15 protein-coding genes are annotated in these 16,047 nt (G+C 65.4%); 8 read left to right on the top strand and 7 right to left on the bottom strand.

What is annotated here, in order from left to right:
• Positions 1–42: 42 nt before the first annotated feature.
• Entirely contained in the window at positions 43–1,428 is a 1,386-nt protein-coding gene (locus tag HGB41_RS22600) for a tetratricopeptide repeat protein (protein WP_171088565.1), read from the top strand.
• 181 nt (positions 1,429–1,609) lie between these two features.
• Positions 1,610–3,781, top strand: a complete 2,172-nt coding sequence (locus tag HGB41_RS22595; protein ID WP_171088564.1) for a prolyl oligopeptidase family serine peptidase — start codon at positions 1,610–1,612, stop codon at positions 3,779–3,781.
• A 208-nt stretch (positions 3,782–3,989) separates the two neighbouring features.
• Here HGB41_RS22595 and HGB41_RS22590 read toward each other — a convergent pair whose 3' ends face one another.
• On the bottom strand, positions 3,990–4,565 hold the full coding sequence (locus HGB41_RS22590; RefSeq protein ID WP_171088563.1) for a helix-turn-helix domain-containing protein: 576 nt from the start codon (positions 4,563–4,565) through the stop codon (positions 3,990–3,992).
• 215 nt (positions 4,566–4,780) lie between these two features.
• Here HGB41_RS22590 and HGB41_RS22585 point away from each other — a divergent pair, with 215 nt between their 5' ends.
• From HGB41_RS22585 to HGB41_RS22575, 3 genes are read left to right on the top strand one after another with little or no spacing between them, the layout of a single operon-like run.
• Positions 4,781–5,986, top strand: a complete 1,206-nt coding sequence (locus tag HGB41_RS22585; RefSeq protein WP_171088562.1) for a glycine C-acetyltransferase — start codon at positions 4,781–4,783, stop codon at positions 5,984–5,986.
• 34 nt (positions 5,987–6,020) lie between these two features.
• On the top strand, positions 6,021–6,977 hold the full coding sequence (locus tag HGB41_RS22580; RefSeq protein WP_171088561.1) for an NAD-dependent epimerase/dehydratase family protein: 957 nt from the start codon (positions 6,021–6,023) through the stop codon (positions 6,975–6,977).
• A gap of 60 nt (positions 6,978–7,037) precedes the next feature.
• Positions 7,038–8,426, top strand: a complete 1,389-nt coding sequence (locus HGB41_RS22575; RefSeq protein WP_171088560.1) for an L-serine ammonia-lyase — start codon at positions 7,038–7,040, stop codon at positions 8,424–8,426.
• 3 nt (positions 8,427–8,429) lie between these two features.
• On the opposite strand, the gene HGB41_RS22570 is transcribed toward HGB41_RS22575, so the two are convergent.
• Positions 8,430–9,824, bottom strand: coding sequence for an alpha/beta hydrolase family protein (locus HGB41_RS22570; protein WP_171088559.1), 1,395 nt, complete (start codon positions 9,822–9,824; stop codon positions 8,430–8,432).
• A gap of 147 nt (positions 9,825–9,971) precedes the next feature.
• Between HGB41_RS22570 and thrC the strand changes: the two genes are divergently transcribed.
• From thrC to HGB41_RS22555, 3 genes are read left to right on the top strand one after another with little or no spacing between them, the layout of a single operon-like run.
• Positions 9,972–11,447 carry a threonine synthase gene (thrC, locus tag HGB41_RS22565; protein WP_171088558.1) on the top strand — a complete coding sequence of 492 codons (1,476 nt, stop codon included), beginning with the start codon at positions 9,972–9,974 and terminating at the stop codon, positions 11,445–11,447.
• Positions 11,448–11,460: 13 nt separating this feature from the next.
• Positions 11,461–12,669 (top strand): molybdopterin molybdotransferase MoeA, encoded by a 1,209-nt coding sequence (locus HGB41_RS22560; RefSeq protein WP_171088557.1) that lies wholly within the window; start codon positions 11,461–11,463, stop codon positions 12,667–12,669.
• Between the two features lie 7 nt (positions 12,670–12,676).
• Positions 12,677–12,934: a MoaD/ThiS family protein gene (locus HGB41_RS22555; RefSeq protein WP_171088556.1), complete on the top strand. Its 258-nt coding sequence runs from the start codon at positions 12,677–12,679 to the stop codon at positions 12,932–12,934.
• Between the two features lie 30 nt (positions 12,935–12,964).
• Here the strand turns inward: HGB41_RS22555 and dctP are convergent, their stop codons facing one another.
• The 5 genes from dctP to HGB41_RS22530 all read right to left on the bottom strand — a co-directional run bounded on the left by dctP (position 12,965) and on the right by HGB41_RS22530 (position 15,980).
• Positions 12,965–14,005: a TRAP transporter substrate-binding protein DctP gene (gene dctP / locus HGB41_RS22550; RefSeq protein WP_171088555.1), complete on the bottom strand. Its 1,041-nt coding sequence runs from the start codon at positions 14,003–14,005 to the stop codon at positions 12,965–12,967.
• A 187-nt stretch (positions 14,006–14,192) separates the two neighbouring features.
• Positions 14,193–14,423: a hypothetical protein gene (locus HGB41_RS22545; RefSeq protein WP_171088554.1), complete on the bottom strand. Its 231-nt coding sequence runs from the start codon at positions 14,421–14,423 to the stop codon at positions 14,193–14,195.
• A 38-nt stretch (positions 14,424–14,461) separates the two neighbouring features.
• Positions 14,462–15,397, bottom strand: coding sequence for an alpha/beta fold hydrolase (locus tag HGB41_RS22540; RefSeq protein ID WP_171088553.1), 936 nt, complete (start codon positions 15,395–15,397; stop codon positions 14,462–14,464).
• Positions 15,394–15,597: a helix-turn-helix transcriptional regulator gene (locus tag HGB41_RS22535; RefSeq protein ID WP_171088552.1), complete on the bottom strand. Its 204-nt coding sequence runs from the start codon at positions 15,595–15,597 to the stop codon at positions 15,394–15,396. The genes HGB41_RS22540 and HGB41_RS22535 overlap by 4 nt, the downstream gene beginning before the upstream one ends.
• Positions 15,594–15,980: a hypothetical protein gene (locus HGB41_RS22530; protein WP_171088551.1), complete on the bottom strand. Its 387-nt coding sequence runs from the start codon at positions 15,978–15,980 to the stop codon at positions 15,594–15,596. The genes HGB41_RS22535 and HGB41_RS22530 overlap by 4 nt, the downstream gene beginning before the upstream one ends.
• Positions 15,981–16,047: the final 67 nt, after the last annotated feature.

Genomic DNA, 16,047 nt, shown 5'->3' with positions numbered 1-16,047 from the left:
CCGCCGAGTTGCCGAGCGTGCAGGAAGGGTGGAGGGGAAGGGATGAATCGCCAGAACGCGGCCCGCGAAGGGTACGAAGTCTTCCTGTGGTTCCATCCCGCTGCCGTGCGCGGCAATCCCTACGCGCAGTACAACCTCGGCCTGCTGTACAAGCAGGGCGAGGGCGTCGAACGTAACGAAACCCTGGCGCTCAAGTGGATGAAGCGTGCGGCCAGCCAGGGACTGGCGGCGGCGCAAAACCACCTCGGCGCCATGTACTGCAACGCGCGCGGCCCCCAGCGCAGCGACGAGCTGGCGGCCTGGTGGTTCGGGCGCGCTGCGGCGCAGGGCGATCCCTCCGCCCAGCAGAACCTGGGCCTGCTCTACCGTAAAGGCCGCGGCGTGACGCAATCGCACGACATGGCCTTCGGCTGGTTCTACCGCGCCGCCGAGCAGGGGCTGGCCAGTGCCCAGAACGTGCTGGGCGAATGCTACCTGCGCGGGCTCGGGGCGCCGGTCAGCCATCCGCTGGCCATGGCCTGGTTCCGCAAGGCCGCGCGCCAGGGCCATGCACCTGCCCAGCTCAACCTCGCACTCATGTACCGGCGCGGCGACGGCGTCGAAGCCGACGACGCCCAGGCGCTGTGCTGGTTCCGCCAGGCTGCTGCGCTGGGCGACCCGGTGGCCCAGCGCTATCTCGGCGTCGCCTACGCGCAAGGCCTGGGAGCGCAGCCCGATCCCGAACGCGCGGTCGCCTGGCTCGAACGCGCGGCGCTGAAGAACGATACCGAGGCCCAGTACGTGCTGGCCACCCTGCTGGCGGCAGGCCATGGCTCGGGCGACGACGAGCGCGCGCTGTGCTGGTTCGTGCGCGCGGCCGACCGCGGCCACGCCCAGGCCCAATACTGCGCCGGCGCCATGCTCGCAACCGGCCGCGGCGCCGCATGCGACCCGGCGCGCGCACTCGAATGGTATCTGCGCGCCGCCGAGCAGGGCGCAGCCAACGCCCAGTTCAGCCTCGGCGTCATGTACGCCAAGGGCGACGGCGTGCCGCGCGACGAGGCGCGCGCCGCCGAATGGTACCGGCGCGCCGCCCAGCAGGGCGATGCCAGCGCCCAGAACAACCTGGGCGTGCTGTACGCCAATGGCCAGGGCGTGCCGCACGACGACACCCTGGCCGCCTACTGGTACCGCCAGGCTGCCGAGCAGGGCCATGCGCTGGCCCAGTACAACCTGGGCGGCATGGTCAACAGCGGGCGCGGGGTCGAGCGCGACCCGCTGCGTGCCTATATGTGGATGCTGCTCGCCGCCGGGGCCGAACACGGCGCGCGCCGGCCGCGCGGCACCGGCCTGGGCAAGCCGGGGACCGGCGGCAGCGCCTGGGGCAGGGCGCTGGCAAGCCGGGTGCAGTCGGCCCGGCGCCAGCGGCGTCCCGGGGCCAGCCACTGAGGCCCAGGCGCATTCCCTCCTGCCTGCTGGGTAGTCGCCCGGCGCGCCCGTATTGACGGGCTTTCCCATGCATAGGCGAGCGTTGAATTTCGCGTTATGATGGCCTGCGGCACCAAGAGCGCCTGGCAAACATTGTCAGCTGCTCCAGGCCGACCCCATGAATAACTCGAACGAGAACCACATGACCTTGAGACACGCAACGCTCGTCACCCTGCTGGCTGCGGCCTTCGGCGCCAACGCGGCGCTGGCACAAAGCTGCCCGGCTAACGGAACTTCCCTGACCTATCCGGTTACGAAAAAGACCGCCCAGATTGATGACTACCACGGCACCACGGTGGCGGACCCTTACCGCTGGCTCGAGGACGCGAACAGCGCCGAGACCAAGGAATGGGTCACGGCCCAGAATCAGGTGACCCAGGCTTACCTGGCCCAGATCCCGCAGCGTGCGGCGATCCGCGAGCGCCTGACCAAGCTGTGGAACTACGAGCGCTTCAGCGTGCCGGGCAAGGAGGGCGGCCGCTATTTCTACACCCGCAATGACGGCCTGCAGAACCAGTCGGTCCTGTTCACCCAGAAGAGCCTGGGCGACTCCCCGCGCGTACTGCTCGACCCGAACAGCCTGGCTGCGGACGGCACCATCGCGCTGGCCGGCATCGAGGTCAGCCCGGACGGCAAGCTGCTGGCCTACAGCACCGCAGCCTCGGGCTCGGACTGGAACGAGATCAAGGTGCGCGACATCGAGACCGGCAAGGATCTCGAGGACCACGTCAAGTTCGTCAAGTTCTCGAACACCGCCTGGACCAAGGATGGCAAGGGCTTCTTCTACAGCCGCTACGACGAGCCGAAGGAAGCCACCAAGCTGGCCGACGTCAACTACTTCCAGAAGCTGTACTTCCACCGCATCGGCACGCCGCAAAGCGCCGATACTTTGGTCTACGACCGCGCGGACCAGAAGGAATGGGGCTTCGGTGGCCAGACCACCGACGACGGCCGCTACCTCATCATCACGACCACCAAGGGCACCGCGCCGAAATACCGCGTGTCGTACAAAGACCTGAGCAAACCCGATTCGAAAGTCATCGACCTGGTCGACAACTTCGACGCCGGCTACACCTTCATCGACAATGTCGGTTCGGTGTTCTATTTCAGCACCGACCGCAATGCGCCGAAGAAGCGCATTGTCGCGATCGACGTCAGCAAGCCTGCCGAATCGAACTGGAAGGAAGTCGTCGCAGAAAACGCCGACACCCTGGCCGGCGCCGACATCATCAACAACCAGCTCGTGCTGGAATACCTGAAGGATGCGCGCAGCGTCGTGCGCGTGCACGACCTCAAGGGCAAGGCTGTGCGCGAAATCGCATTGCCGGGCATCGGCTCGGTGGGCGGCCTGTCGGGCAAGCGCGGCGAATCGGAGACCTTCTATTCGTTCACCGGCTTCACCACCCCGACCACGATCTACCGCCTGAACCTCAAGACCGGCCAGAGCACCGTATTCCGCCAGCCGAAGGTCGATTTCAACCCGCTTGATTACGAGACCCGCCAGCAGTTCTATACGAGCCGCGACGGCACCAGGGTGCCGATGTTCATCGTGTCGAAGAAGGGCCTGAAGATGGACGGCTCGAACCCGACCTACCTGTACGGCTACGGCGGCTTCAACATCTCGATGACACCTAGCTTCTCGCCGGCCAACCTGGCCTGGATGGAAATGGGCGGCGTCTACGTGGTGGCCAACCTGCGCGGCGGCGGCGAATACGGCGAAGCCTGGCACCAGGCCGGCACCAAGCTGCAGAAGCAGAACGTGTTCGACGACTTCATCGGCGCGGCCGAATGGCTGGTCGCCAACAAGGTGACTTCGCCGAAGAAGCTGGCGATCGGCGGCGGCTCCAACGGCGGCCTGCTGGTGGGTGCGGCCATGACCCAGCGTCCGGAACTGTTCGGCGCGGCGATTCCGGCCGTCGGCGTGATGGACATGCTGCGCTTCCACAAGTTCACCATCGGCTGGGCCTGGACCTCGGACTACGGCTCGTCGGAGAACCCGGACGAGTTCAAGGCCCTGGTCAAGTACTCGCCGCTGCATAACCTAAAAGCCGGCACCTGCTACCCGGCGACCATGGTCACCACGGCCGACCACGACGACCGCGTGGTCCCGGCGCACAGCTTCAAGTACGCTGCTGCAGCCCAGGCAGCGCAAGGCGGCGCTGCACCGATCCTGATCCGTATCGATACCAAGGCGGGCCACGGCGCGGGCAAGCCGACCACCAAGCAGATCGAGGAAGTGGCCGATCGCTGGGGTTTCCTGGCGCGTGAGCTGAAGGTGGGTGAGGGCGAGAAGGCGGTGGGCGGTAGTAACTAATCTTCAAATGCTGTAAAGCTGACGTAAAAACGGCCGCGTAAGCAATTACGCGGCCGTTCGGTGTTGTAGGGTGGGCAGGTTTCCTGCCCACGCGGTCAAATTACGGTGATGCTGCCCGTACGGCTGTTCAAACCTTAACTATCACCGCGTGGGCGTTCGTAATTCCGGGCATTGCCCGAAATTACCCCGCCCACCCTACGAAATCTCGTCACCTCTGTACGACAACGAGAAGCGCCTTCGCCTCCGTCTTCCCCGCATTCCTGATCACATGGTCATGGTCCGCCGGATACCGCGCCGTTCCGCCATGCTTGATCTTGCGCTTCTCCGCGCCCACTTCCAGTTCGACCGCCCCGCTCAGCACCGTGAGGTGCTCGCTGGTCCCCGGATCGTGCGCCTGCGATTTCAGCTCACCCCCGGGCGCCAGGGTCAGCTCGTACCATTCGTACTTGCCCGCCAGGTCCATCGGGCCCAGAATGCGCAGTGAATAGCCGGCATGGGCGCCGGGCAAGGTAGGGGTCTCGTGGGCGTCGACCACCCGGATCAGGTCCACCGAACGTACCTCGGACGACAGCAGCTCGCCGATCTCCACGCCCAGGGCATTGGCCAGGCGCCAGGTGATGGCGATGGTCGGATTGGCCTTTTCGCGCTCGATCTGCGATAGCATCGACTTGGACACCCCCGCGATGCGCGACAGGTCTTCCAGCGTCAAACCACGGGCCAGTCGCATGCGCTGCAGCGTGGCGCCAACCTCCGGCGGGGCGTTATTTGTTATCGTTTTCGTCATTGCTGTAGGTGGTCACTGCGGTTGTCGCTACGGTTGTCACTGCGTCTGTCGCTGCGGCTTGCCAAGTACATTAGCTAGGGGTAATATTCAATATATTGAATTTTCGTTCGACATACAGAACTCGGTTCTTTCAATCGAACGGATCCAACGGTACAACACTGCCATCCGCCGGTCAAGCCGGCCCTGGCCAAACCAGACTATCAGGAGTGGGACACATGAGCGACGGAGCATTCTATAGCGGCCTTCAGCAGAAGCTTGAAACCCTGCGCAACGACGGCCTGTTCAAGCCGGAACGCGTGCTGGCATCGCGCCAGGGCGCCGAAGTGGTCGCCCAGGATGGCCGTACCCTGATCAACATGTGCGCCAATAACTACCTGGGCCTGTCGGGCGACCCGCAAACCCAGAAGGCGGCCGCCGCCGCGCTGGAAAAATACGGCTATGGACTGTCTTCGGTGCGCTTCATCTGCGGCACCCAGACCGTGCACAAGGAACTCGAGGCCAAGCTGTCGGAATTCCTCGGCACCGAAGACACCATCCTGTACGCGGCCGCCTTCGACGCCAACGGCGGCGTGTTCGAGCCGCTGTTCGACGAAAACGACGCGATCATCTCGGACGCCCTGAACCACGCCTCCATTATCGATGGCGTGCGCCTGTGCAAGGCGGCGCGCTACCGCTACGCCAACAACGACATGGCCGACCTGGAGAAGCAGCTGATCGCCGCCACCGAAGCCGGCAAGCGCCACAAGATCATCGTCACCGACGGCGTGTTCTCGATGGACGGCACCATCGCCCAACTGGACAAGATCGTCGCTCTGGCCGAGCAATACGGCGCCCTGACCATGATCGACGAATCGCACGCCTCCGGCTTCATGGGCGCGACCGGCCGCGGCACCCACGAGCATTGCGGAGTGATCGGCAAGATCGACATCATCACCGGCACCCTGGGCAAGGCCCTGGGCGGCGCAATGGGCGGCTTCACTTCCGGCCGCAAAGAGGTCATCGAGACCCTGCGCCAGAAATCGCGTCCCTACCTGTTCTCGAACACGCTGGCGCCGATGATCGCCGGCGCTAGTCTGGCGGTACTCGACCGCATCTCGAAGTCGACCGAACTGCGCGACCGCCTGCACGAGAACACCGCCTACTTCCGCAAGGAGATCGAGCGCATCGGCTTCACCATCAAGCCGGGCACCCACCCGGTGGTGCCGGTGATGCTGTTCGAAGCGCCGATCGCACAAAAGTTCGCCGCCCGCATGTTCGAACTGGGCGTGCTGCTGTCGGGCTTCTTCTATCCGGTGGTGCCGATGGGCCAGGCGCGCGTGCGCGTGCAGCTCTCCGCCGCCCACACCCGCGAGCAGCTCGACACCGTGCTGGCCGCCTTCGAGCAGGCCGGGCGCGAACTCGGCATCCTCAAGAATAATTAATCAATCACGCAGCACGCAACAGGACGGAATCTACATGGAACGCATCCTCATCATCGGCGCAAACGGCCAAATCGGCAGCGAACTGGTCACGGCACTGGCAGAGCAGCACGGCCAGGACAATGTGATCGCCTCGGACATCGGCAGCAACAACGTGTACGGCGCGGCGCGCTACATGCAGCTGGACGTGATGGACAAGGACCGGATGGCCAGCCTGATCGATGCCGAGGGCGTCACCCAGGTCTACCAGCTGGCGGCGCTGCTGTCGGCCACCGGCGAAAAGGCCCCGCTCAAGGCCTGGTCGCTGAACATGGACGGCCTGCTGAACATCCTGGAAGTGGCGCGCGAGCGTGGCGAGGCGGGCAAGCCGCTGAAAGTGTTCTGGCCTTCGTCGATCGCCGCCTTCGGCCCGAACACCCCGGCGGAGAACACCCCGCAATACACGGTGATGGACCCGACCACGATCTACGGCATCAGCAAGCTCGCCGGCGAGCGCCTGTGCGAGTACTACCACAGCAAGTACGGTGTGGATGTGCGCTCGATCCGCTACCCGGGCATCATCAGCTACAAGTCGCCTCCTGGCGGCGGCACTACCGACTACGCGATCGCCATCTTCCACGCGGCGCTCAAGGGCGAGACCTACGACTGCTTCCTGGGACCGGAAACGACCCTGCCGATGATCTACATGCCGGACGCGATCCGCGCTACCATCGAACTGATGGACGCAGCGCCGGAAAAAGTCCTGATCCGCTCCTCGTACAATGTGGCCGGCGTGTCATTCAACCCGCGCGAACTGGCTGCCGCCATCAAGAAGGCACAGCCGGAATTCGAGGTGGCGTACAAGCCGGACAGCCGCCAGGCGATTGCCGATTCCTGGCCGAAGAGCCTGGACGACAGCCGCGCGACGGCAGACTGGGGCTGGAAAGCCAGCATCGGCATCGAAGAGATGGTCGCCAGCATGCTGAAGAATATCGACGTCGGCATCACGGCTTGAGCTTCACCGTTCCGGCATCACCACACAACAATAAAAAACCAAAATAGTCGAGACAACTAGATGGACATGAGTGTATTTGATCTGTTCAAGATCGGGATCGGCCCATCGAGCTCCCATACGGTGGGCCCGATGGTGGCGGCGCGGCGCTTCCTGCTGGAGTGCGGTTCGCTCGAGAACGCGATCGGCGTCGAAGCCCACCTGTATGGTTCGCTCGCACTGACCGGCATCGGCCACGCGACCGACAAGGCGGTGATCCTCGGCCTGATGGGCGAGACGCCGCAGGACATCGATCCGGATTCGGTCGAGGACAGGCTGGCCGAAGCGGAGCTGGACGGCGTGATCAAGCTGCTCGGCACCAAAGAGGTGCCGTTCACCCAGAAGGCGAATTTAGTCTGGCACAAGGCCTCGACCCTGCCCGAGCACCCGAACGGCATGCGCTTCGTGCTGCAGCTGCGTGATGGCAGCCTGATCGAACGGGTCTACTATTCGGTTGGCGGCGGTTTCATTACCGCGGCGGGCGAGAGCCAGGCGCGTGCGGAACAGGCGCCGGCGGTGGACATCCCGTTCCCGTTTGCGACCATGCAGCAGCTGCTGGACCAGGGCCGCCAGCACGGCCTGTCGATCCCGCACATGCTGCGTGCGAACGAGCTGGCGCGCATGACCGAAGCCGAACTCGATGCGGGCCTGGACCGGATCTGGGCCGTGATGCGCGACTGTATCGCCCACGGCCTGGTCACCGATGGCCAGCTGCCCGGCGGCCTGAACGTCAAACGCCGCGCGGCCAAGCTGTGGAAAGCGGCGCACTGCGACCTTGGGAACCGCATCAACGAACTGCCGCACGACTCAACCCACCAGGTCACCTTGTACGCGATGGCGGTGAACGAGGAAAACGCGGCCGGCGGGCGGGTCGTCACGGCGCCGACCAATGGCGCGGCCGGCATCATCCCGGCCGTCGTGCGTTATTACGCGGAAGACTGCCGCCCGAGCGATGCGGTTGCCGGCATCCGCGTCTTCCTGCTGACCGCAGCGGCCATCGGCATGCTGTGCAAGAAGAACGCCTCGATCTCGGGCGCCGAAGTGGGCTGCCAGGGCGAAGTCGGCGTGGCCTGCGCCATGGCGGCGGCCGGCCTGGTGGCGGCGCTTGGTGGTTCCAACGAGCGCGTCGAGAACGCCGCCGAAATCGGCATCGAGCACCACCTGGGCATGACCTGCGACCCGATCGGCGGCCTGGTGCAGATTCCCTGCATCGAGCGCAACGGCATGGGCGCGATCAAGGCGATCACCGCCGCCTCGCTGGCACTCAAAGGCGACGGCACCCACTTCGTCAGTTTAGATAACGTCATCGAGACCATGCGCCAGACCGGGGCCGACATGCAGGTGAAGTACAAGGAAACATCGTTGGGCGGGCTGGCGGTCCACGTCATTACCGTCAACCACGCCGCCTGCTAAGGCTTAGCGCTGCTGCTTGACGAAGGCCGCGATCCGCGCCAGTGCTTCTGGCGCGATCGTTTCCTCGATCTTGTCATACTCGTTCGTATTGCCGGTCTTCGCGGTCTGGAACAGGTGGTTCAGCGAGGGCATGACTTTTGATTCGACCCGGCGATTGCCGCCTGCCTTGAGCGCGCGGGTGATCCCCGCCAGGTTTTCTTCGGCCGGCACCTGGTGATCCAGGCTCCCGTTCAAGGCGAGCACCGGCACCTTCACCTTGCGCCAGTCCATTTGCGGATTTTGCAGCAGCATGGTGCGCAGGTGCGGCTTTTCGGCCTCCGTCCGCGACAGCGATCCCACGTTCATCTCGTATTTTTCCACCAGGGCGCGGTCCTCCGCAGGTAGTCCTGCGTACAGCGCCTTGAGCGCCGCCATGCGCGGCTGCGGCTCGGCATGCGCGAGGATCGTCTCGTACCAGGCACGCACATAGCCCATCAGCCTTTCCACCTCAGCCGGGGCGGCGCCGTTGTCCTTGGCGACGAGGCGGTCCTGCAGCAGGATCAGTTCGTGGCCGGACAGTCCGACTCCCGCCAGCGACACGATGAAGTCGACCGTTCTAGGGGCGCGCGCCGCCACCGCGGCGGCAATGCCGGGCCCTTCGCTCAGGCCGACGATGCCGATCCGCCCGAACTCCTTGCGTCCGTCCATCCCCTTCATGATCGCACCGAGGTCGCCGACCAGCTGGCTCGTGGTCAGCTGCGCGTAGTCGCCGGTCGAGCGGCCATTGCCGCGCTTGTCGTAGCGCAGTACGGCGATCCCCTGGCGCGCCAGGTAGTCGGCCATGACCCGGAATTGCTGGTGCCCGGCCACGTCGCTGTCGCGGGTAGCAGGCCCGGTGCCGGTGACCAGGACCGCCAGGTTCGGACGGACCACGCCGCGGGGCGTCGTCAGGGTCGCGCTGAGCACGATGCCATCCGGGGCGGTGAAGTTCAGTTCCTGCTCCGAGTAGGGGAAGGGACCTTTCGGCGTCTGCGCTCTAGGCTTGCGCGGATATTCCGCGACGCGATGCAGCGGGAAGGAGAAGGAGCGGCCGCCCTGTGAAAACACGCCATCGAAGTGATCCTTCGCCCAGGTCAGTTTCAGGGTCGCGACGTTCAGGTCCAGCAGGACCGTGTCGCCGTCGTCCTCTACCTTCGACACCGGCTGGTCGTAGGCGCCCTGGTCAGGGCTGGCGATGCTTGCCCACAGCGAGCCATCGGCGCGGGTGTAGAACTCGGCGCCGATCTTGAGGATCGGGCCCTTGGGGATGACCATGTCGCCGAGCCAGCGGCCTTGATGGTCCTTGACAGGGCCGGCATTGGCGACGGAGGGGATGGCCAGCAGGAGGGCCAGGCTGACTGCGCTACGGAGTGATGGCATCGTTTTTATTCGGTCCAGTGAGGTTGAGGGTCATGCGACGGGCCCATCTTGCAGGCCGAATGTGGAGGAAAGATGGAGCACCGAAGGGCCTTCGCGGTAGGCGCTATAATAAGTTTCAACTTGTGCCATAACCGGATCGTCCAACGTATGCAATATGTGTCCACCCGCGCAACCAGCGCGTCCGCAGCACGCAATCCCCAGCACTTTTCCGACATCCTGCTTGCGGGCCTGGCCCCGGACGGCGGCCTCTACCTGCCCGAGGACTACCCGCAGGTCAGCAAAGCCGAGCTGGACGCGTGGCGCAGCCTGTCGTATGCCGAGCTGGCCTACGAAATCCTGCGCAAGTTCGCCACCGACATCCCCGACGCCGACCTGCGCGCCCTGACCGCCAAAACTTACACCCCCGAGGTCTACCGCAACGCCCGTCCCGGCGAACCGGCAAGCGAGATCACCCCGCTGCGCGTGTTAGAGGAAGGCCCGCACGGCAAGCTGGTGCTGCAGGCGCTGTCGAACGGCCCGACCCTGGCCTTCAAGGACATGGCCATGCAACTGCTCGGCAACCTGTTCGAATATGCGCTGGCAAAGAATAACGATGAACTGAACATCTTCGGCGCCACCTCGGGCGACACCGGCAGCGCCGCCGAATATGCGATGCGCGGCAAGCGCGGTGTGCGCGTGTTCATGCTGTCGCCGCACGGGAAGATGAGCGCTTTCCAGGCCGCCCAGATGTTCAGCCTGCAGGACCCGAACATCTTCAATATCGCGGTCGAAGGCGTGTTCGACGATTGCCAGGACCTGGTCAAGGCGGTATCCAACGACCTGTCCTTCAAGGCGCGCCAGAAGATCGGCACCGTCAACTCGATCAACTGGGCGCGCGTGGTGGCGCAGGTGGTTTACTACTTCCGCGGCTACCTTGCGGCCACCATCAGCAGCGACCAGAAGGTCTCGTTCACCGTCCCGTCGGGGAATTTCGGGAATATCTGCGCCGGCCACATTGCCCGCATGATGGGCCTGCCGATCGATAAACTCGTCGCCGCCACCAACGAGAACGACGTGCTCGACGAATTCTTCCGCACCGGCCGCTACCGGGTGCGTAAATCGTCCGAGACTTACCACACCAGCAGCCCGTCGATGGACATCTCGAAGGCCTCGAATTTCGAGCGCTTCGTGTACGAACTGGTAGGGCGCGATCCGGAACGAACGCACGCGCTGTTCCGCAAGGTCGACACCCATGGCGGCTTCGACCTGTCGGGTGGGGCCGGCAGCGATGGCGACGAATGGAAGCTGTGCGGCCAGTACGGTTTCGCCTCGGGCAAATCGACCCATGCCGACCGCCTGCAGACGATCCGCGACGCGGCCGACGACTATGGCATCACCATCGACACCCATACCGCCGACGGCATCAAGGTCGCGCGCGAACACATGCAGCCCGGCGTGCCGATGGTCGTCCTGGAAACCGCGCTGGCCGCGAAGTTCAACGAGACCATCCTCGACGCACTGGGCACCGATGCCGAGCGCCCGGCCGGCTTCGAGGACATCGAGTCGCTGCCGCAGCGCTTTGTCGTGATGCCGGCCGACGTGGACCGCATGAAGGCCTATATCGCCGAACATACGGGGCTGTGAGATGAAGCCGCCCATGCTTTCCGTGCGCGACGCACTGGCCCAGTTGCTCGGCGCCGCACGTCCTGTCAAGGGCACCGAGCTCGTGCCGACACTCGAGGCCAACGGCCGCGTCCTGGCCGAAGACCAGCGCTCGCTCCTCAACGTGCCCTCGGCCGACAACACCTCGATGGACGGCTATGCCGTGCGCGCCGCGGACTGCGCCAGCGGCAGCGCGACCCTGCGCGTAGCGCAGCGCATCCCTGCCGGCAGCGTTGGCCAGCCGCTCGAACCCGGCACCGCTGCGCGCATCTTCACCGGCGCCATGATCCCGCCCGGCGCGGACGCGGTGGTGATGCAGGAGCAGTGCGAAGCAATGGGCGACAGCGTCACGGTCCGCCATGCGCCGCGGGCGGGCGAATGGATCCGCCGCACTGGCGAGGATGTCTCGCAGGGAGCGGTCATCCTGCCCGCCGGCACGCGCCTGCGCAGCCAGGAACTGGGCCTGGCCGCCTCGGTCGGGCTGGCGCAGTTGCCGGTGCTGAGGCGGGTGCGTGTCGCCGTGTTCTTCACGGGCGATGAACTGGCCATGCCGGGCGAGGCGCTCAAGCCGGGCGCGATCTACAACTCCAATCGCTTCCTGCTGCGCGGCCTGCTGGAGAATTTCGGCTGCGGGATCAGCGACTTCGGCATCGTTCCGGATTCGCTGGACGCCACGCGCGCCACCTTGCGCAAGGCCGCACAAGAGCATGACCTGATTATCACCTCGGGTGGCGTGTCGGTCGGCGAGGAAGACCACATCAAGCCGGCGGTCGAGGCGGAAGGGCGGCTGGACATGTGGCAGATCGCTGTCAAGCCGGGCAAGCCGCTCGCCTTTGGCGAAGTGCCGCGCGCAGAAGGTTCGGCGTACTTCATGGGCCTGCCGGGTAACCCGGTGTCGAGCTTCATCACCTTCCTGTTGTTCGTGCGGCCCTTCCTGCTGCGCCTGCAGGGTGCGGGCGGGCCGGTGGAGCCGCGCGGCTACATGGTGCGCGCCGATTTCGCGCTGCCCAAGGCCGACCGCCGCAACGAATTCCTGCGCGTGCGCCTGAATGCGGCCGGGGGCCTGGACCTGTTCCACAACCAAAGCTCGGGCGTGCTGACCTCGACGGTCTGGGGCGACGGGCTGGTGGACAATCCGCCGGGCCAGGCGATAGCAAGAGGCGACCTGGTACGTTTCATCCCGTTCGCGGAACTACAGCATTAGGAAGAACATGAGAATCACATTACGGTATTTCGCCTCGGTGCGCGAAGCGGTGGGGATGGGGCAGGAAGCGTTTGAATTGGCTGGCGATGCGGCGACCGTCGGCGAGGTGCGCGAAGCCCTGGTTGCGCGTGGCGGGATTTGGGCCGAAGCGCTGGGCCCCGGGCGCGCGGTGCGCACGGCCCACAAGCAGGTGATGTGCGGACCAAGCCAGGAAGTCGAAGACGGCGCTGAAGTCGCATTTTTTCCGCCCGTCACGGGCGGGTAGGGCGGACGGCGAAGCCGTCCACCCTACGATTCAGATCATGGCAATGGATTGCTCGGCCAGTTCGAGCAGTTTCGCGCAATTCCCATTGCGCTCGCCGAACTCGCGCCAGGCATTGGCGCGGGCGATCGACTGCCACTTGCGCAGCGCTTCCGCATTCAGGTCCACGACGCGGGCGCCGGTCGCCTGGTAGACCGCGGCCACGGCCGCGTCGTCGGCGCGCGCCGCCCTCAAGGCAAAGGTTTCGAGATCCGCCCCCACGGCCATGACGGCCGCCTGCTGCTGCTTGCTGAGGCGGTCGAACACGGTGCGCGACATCATCAGCGGCTCGAACATGAACCAGTAGGCGCCCCCACGTGCGGTAGTGAGAGAACGCGAGGTGTCCTGCAGGCGGAAGGACATCAGCGAGGTCGAGGACGTCAATGCCGCATCGAGCGTCCCGGCGCGCATCGCGGCCTGGATCTCGTTGGACGGCATGTTGACCACGGTGGCGCCGGCATCAAGCAGCAGGCGGTCCATTTCATGCGAGCCGCCGCGTACCTTCAGGCCGGCCACGTCTTCCGGATGCAGGATCGGCTTGCCGCGCGAAGCGACCCCGCCGGCCTGCCAGATCCAGCTGACCACCACCAGCCCCTGTTCGTTGAGGATGCGGGTCAGCTCGCGGCCGACCGGGGCATTCTTCCACGCGTAACCCTGCTCGTACGAGGTCACCAGGCCGGGCATCAGGCCGATGTTCGCTTCCGGGGCGTCGGTGCCGGCATACGACAGCGGCACCAGCGCCATGTCCAGCGCGCCGCTGCGCAGCGCCGGGAACTGGGCGTTCGGGCCCATCAGGGTCGAGCCGGGATAGATCGAGAATTTCAGCCCGCCGCGGGTGCGGCGTTCGACGTCGGCCGCGAACATGCGGCACAAGCGGTCACGGAAATCGCCCTGGGCGATGCTGCCGCCTGGGAACTGGTGCGAGATTTTCAGATTGTTTGGCTGCGCCCATGCGGACTGCATCCATAGCGGCGTGGTCGCGATTGCGCCCAGCATCGCCCTGCGGGACATTGCTGCCCTGGTCATTACCGACATACACATCCTCCAAGATGGTGATACGAAACGCTATGGCGAATCGTGGCGGGCCTCGTGCATGTAAACTCGTTATGCGGGCGCCATCGTTCGTTGTAGCGGTTACAAGAATATTCCTGCCAGATATATTGTCAAGAAGTATCTTGCGGGTATGCGCACGGCATACCCCGGCCAGCCTGGAGGATGCCCGTCAGCGCTTGCCTGCCGGGGGCCGGCACTGCGCCGCGTCGGCGCCCTTCTTCGACTGGTAATAGCGCGAGCCGATGAAGATGGCCGCCGCCAGCACCGCCCAGGCCAGCGACTGGCGCGCGCCGGTCTCGAAGGCTTCGCCGCGCACCAGCACGTCGATCGCGACCAGCAGGGCGAACATCGAGCCGGCCGCCAGCAGGTATTGGCCACTCCAGTAAATAAAGCTACGCATCAGGTGCTCCTTCAGGACGGTAAGTTAAGAACAGTGAGTCAAGGACGGTTGATAAAGCGCCGCACTGCCTCGGCCAGCGCATCCGGCTGGTCGATCATGAGGAAATGGCGCGCATTTGGCACCGGCGCCATTTCCAGCTTCGCGGTGCCGGCCATCAGGCGGCGGTAGTGCTCGACCTTCAGGGCTGAGGTGACCTGGTCCTGGCTGGCGTCCGGTTCGAAATAGGGTACCAGCACCAGCACCGGCGCGGTGATCTTCGCCAGGCCGGGGCGCAGGTCGAGCGCGAACAGGTCGGCCATGTAGCTGCCGACGGCGCCGCGGTCGCTGCGCAGCGCCAGCACGGCCAGGTCGTCGGCCTTGCCCATGTCGACCACGCCCTGGGTGCGCATGTACTGGCGTTGCTGCTCGGCATAGGCTGCCTGCGGCGCCGCATCCATGCGGCTGCGGATACTGGCCGCAAATTGCGGGCGCTGGGCCAGCGGCAGGTCTTCGGTGCCCGGAAAGACCGGCAGGCCGTCGATCGAGATCACGCCGCCGACCGCGCCCGGCAGGTCCTGGGCCACGGCCAGCGCCAGCGTGCCGCCCATGCTGTGGCCGACCAGCACCGGCTTGTCGAGGCGGCGCGCCGTGATGAGTTCCTTGAGTGCGGCGCGTACCGACTCGAAGCTCGCGCCGCTCGCTGCCGGCCGGCCATCGAAGCCGGGCACGGTGACGACATACAGCGTGCGTTCGTCCTTGAAGCGGCGGATCAGGTCCTGCCACACCCACGGGCCGCTGGCCAGGCCCGGGATCAGCACCAGCGGCCGGCCGCGTTGGCCGTGACGTTCGACCAGCATGCCGCCCACCTCGAAACGCTCGGCCGGTGCGATGCTTGCAGCGAAGCGGTTGGGGACATTGGGCACGGCCGGTGCATCCTGGGCCATCGCGGGCGTGCCGGCGGCCAAGGCCAGGGCAAAGAGGACTGCTGCTTTCATGGAGTCTCCAGGTCGGGGGTGAAAATCGATTCTATGGGCTGGCCGAACAGGCGGGCAATGGCAAAGGCGAGCGGCAGGCTGGGGTCGTAGCGGCCGGTCTCGATCGCGTTCACGCTCTGGCGCGAGACCTGCAGCATTTCGGCCAGCTCGGCCTGGCTCCAGCCGCGTTCGGCGCGCAGCGCCCTGATGTGGTTGTTCATCGCTCCCTCAGCCGGCGCAGCACGCAGGCCACCATGGTGGAGATGCACAGCACGATCCAGACCGAGAACATCGACAGGCGCGGGAAGCCTGCGTTCTCGAGGAAGCCGTAGGTGAAGGTGAGGCCGGCCGTGATGCCCGCGCCCAGGCTGACCGATTCGAGTATCAGCCGGCGGATGTATTCATCCACGCGCCCGATGTGGCGGGCGATCGCCCAGAGCATGAGTCCGAAGCCGATCATGGGCGATACCAGCAGCAGGGTGCGCAGCGCGCCTTCCGCCATCGGTCGGCCGATGCGGATGGCAAGCACCAGCAAGGCGCCGTACAACAGGACCGCGCCGAGCATCTCGCGGAAGTAGGCATTCTTGATGCGTTTATCGTACATGGCCGCCTCGAAGTAAAGTATGCTTTACATCGTAGGCGCGAAATATGCTGGTGTCAAGCTCCCTTTA

Origin of the sequence: Telluria aromaticivorans (assembly GCF_013003915.1) — a bacterium.
Lineage (GTDB): Bacteria > Pseudomonadota > Gammaproteobacteria > Burkholderiales > Burkholderiaceae_D > Telluria > Telluria aromaticivorans.
Note: the sequence above shows the minus strand (reverse complement) of the source record. Positions and strands in the feature narration are given on the sequence as shown.